The 2,660-nt window shown below is 35.3% G+C and carries 2 protein-coding genes and 1 pseudogene; all 3 read left to right on the top strand.

From position 1 onward, the window contains the following. Positions 1-595 (top strand): polymorphic toxin type 34 domain-containing protein (locus tag Q9I99_RS11105; protein ID WP_304666229.1); only part of this gene is annotated, 595 nt, incomplete at its 5' end. A 1-nt stretch (position 596) separates the two neighbouring features. Then, entirely contained in the window at positions 597-1,409 is an 813-nt protein-coding gene (locus Q9I99_RS11110) for a hypothetical protein (protein WP_301668225.1), read from the top strand. A gap of 285 nt (positions 1,410-1,694) precedes the next feature. Continuing rightward, positions 1,695-2,159 (top strand): annotated as a pseudogene (locus Q9I99_RS11615) (RHS repeat-associated core domain-containing protein); the annotation flags it as partial. Positions 2,160-2,660 lie beyond the last annotated feature (501 nt).

The raw sequence follows: 2,660 nt of genomic DNA on the forward strand, positions 1-2,660 counted from the left end.
GGTTTGGTTCGGCGATTATTACGGTTGGGGCAAACTGAAGAGCGAAACGAACGTAACGGGAACGACGCACCAACCCTTCCGCCTGCAAAACCAGTATTGCGACCGTGAGACGGGGCTGCATTACAACTTCTTCAGGTACTATGAGCCGAACGTCGGGCGGTTTATGAATCAGGATCCTATAAAATTAAAGGGGGGAAATAATCTTTATCAATTCGCTTTTAATACTCAAATTTGGATTGATCCAAAAGGTTTAGTAGCTTTCGCTATTCCATTGATTGCTCCAGAGTTAGTAGCATTAGGTAAAGCAACTCTTCTTTTATTAGGATTAGGTGCAGCTCATGAAGGAGGTAAAGCTATTGGTACTATGATGGCTGCAAATGGCAATCAAGTCGATACAGGAGTTGCTAATCAAGTCTATGAAAAAATAAATGAATATTCTCGATCTACTGGAAAAAAACCTGATAAATGTGATGTATTACGAGAATTAATTGATTGTGGACAAATATCCGCTAAACAAGCTAAGTCAACACAAAAAGCTTGGGGTTGTCGTCACTCAAGACATTCCAAAGATAAATGTAACAATAGGAAAAAATGATATGGTAGGCAACGAAATTTCAAGTTTTGATGCTTTTTTAATATGCAAGCAATTATCAGTTAAGGAATTATTCAAAAAAATACTTAATTCAAATACTGTTTTTCAATATGAAGCAGCAAAAAGGTTACAATTTTATGAGTATAGTGAAATTAAAGATAATATTAAAAATATACTATTAACAAGCAGATATAGTCGACATAGAGAAATTGCAATATTTATTTTAGGGCAGTTTCAAATCAAACTTAATGACATTCATCTTAAAGAAATTCTATCAATATTAATTTGCTTTATACACAATGATAAAAGTATAAGAGTTAAATCATCTGCAATTTCATCATTGGGATACCTATTTCGTGATTACAATTTAGGAGAAAAAGAGTTTTCTAATATAGAAAAAGATATAGATTTAATATGGGGTTTAAATAAGTATTCTATTATTATTTCAGTTGCATTTAGTTCTGTATATCTGCCAGAAAGGGAATATATAAGAGACTATCTAATCAGAAATTTAAGTAAAAAAAAACCTAAGATATTATCATGGATTTTATATTCTTTAAAAGAGAAAGGTTATAAATCAAATTTAATTGAAACACTATTAATTAGGAAGCTAAAGGATTTTAATGAAACTTCTTATATTTACCATGAAATAGTTTCCTTTTTAATTTCAATTGACTCTAAGAAAGTTATTCCGTATGTTAAAAAAATTTTATTGAATCAAAATAGAATTGACAATGAATTCTATATCGAAATCAAGAATAATTCATCTAAAAAGTTTTCAAAAATTAGAAAAATACTACTAAAGAAATTTGGATAAATAGTATTAATGATTCAAATACCATATGTAGATTGTATCAAGATCTAATAGACAATTGATTTTCTTGAAATCTTTAGATGAGCTTTACTCTATACTCAAATCTTTATTTATTTCGACTGAAACGAAAACATCCAAATCAGCCTCAACGAGGAAGTCATCACCGACATCGAACGCGACAAACTACCCCGCGAAATCTACCGCACACAAGGTAAGCTCGCCAGCCGTTACGAATTCGCCCCTTTAGGCCGTCTGAAAAACGAAGAAGTTTCAGACGGCCTCGAAGAGGAAACCGGATTCGTTTGGGACGGCAGCCGCCTCTTGCAGGAAGTCCACCCGGACGGCAGGTATACCTATCTCTACACCGACCAAGACTCCTACGAACCGCTGGCGCAGGTCCGCAATTGGACAACCGAAGACGGCGAAAGCCACCAACAAATCCACTACTTCCACTGCGACCAAATCGGCATCCCGAGAGAGATGACCGATAAGGACGGCAATCTGGTTTGGTTCGGCGATTATTACGGTTGGGGCAAACTGAAGAGCGAAACGAACGTAACGGGAACTGCTCACCAACCCTTCCGCCTGCAAAACCAGTATTGCGACCGTGAGACGGGGCTGCATTACAATTTCTTTAGGTATTACGAACCTGATGCGGGTCGGTTTGTGAATCAGGATCCGATTGGGTTGTTTGGGGGGAGTAATTTTTATGCGTTTGCACCGAATACTACGAAATGGATAGATACATTAGGTTGGTTTAAATATCATGGGAATTGGTGTGGACCAGACTGGACAGGGGGGAGAGAAGAGCAATACAGTAAGCTTCGAGACAATAACGGTTATTATGCTGAACCAATGGGAGTATTGGATACGGCTTGCAGGCAACATGACATTTGTTATGCTAAGTGTAGGGAACAATTCTCATGTTCAGGATTAGAAAAATATAATTGTATGGTAAGGTGTGATGACACTCTTGTGAATACATCTAAAAATATCCAACATGATCCTAATTCTTCATCTATAAAACGTTGGGGGCTTGAAAAGGCAATTTCACAACACTATGGACCAGAAAATAATACTAATACTTGCCAAAACCCACCATCCCTCGATAAAACAATTAAAAAAACGTCTAAAAATCATAGGTGATATTATGAAAATTTATAAATATATAAGTATTTTTTTATTATATTTATTTATATATATAATTTTATTTATAATAAACCCTTGGATTTTGGAATTAATTAATATTACCAT

It is taken from the genome of Neisseria basseii (assembly GCF_962707005.1).
Classification (GTDB): domain Bacteria; phylum Pseudomonadota; class Gammaproteobacteria; order Burkholderiales; family Neisseriaceae; genus Neisseria; species Neisseria bergeri.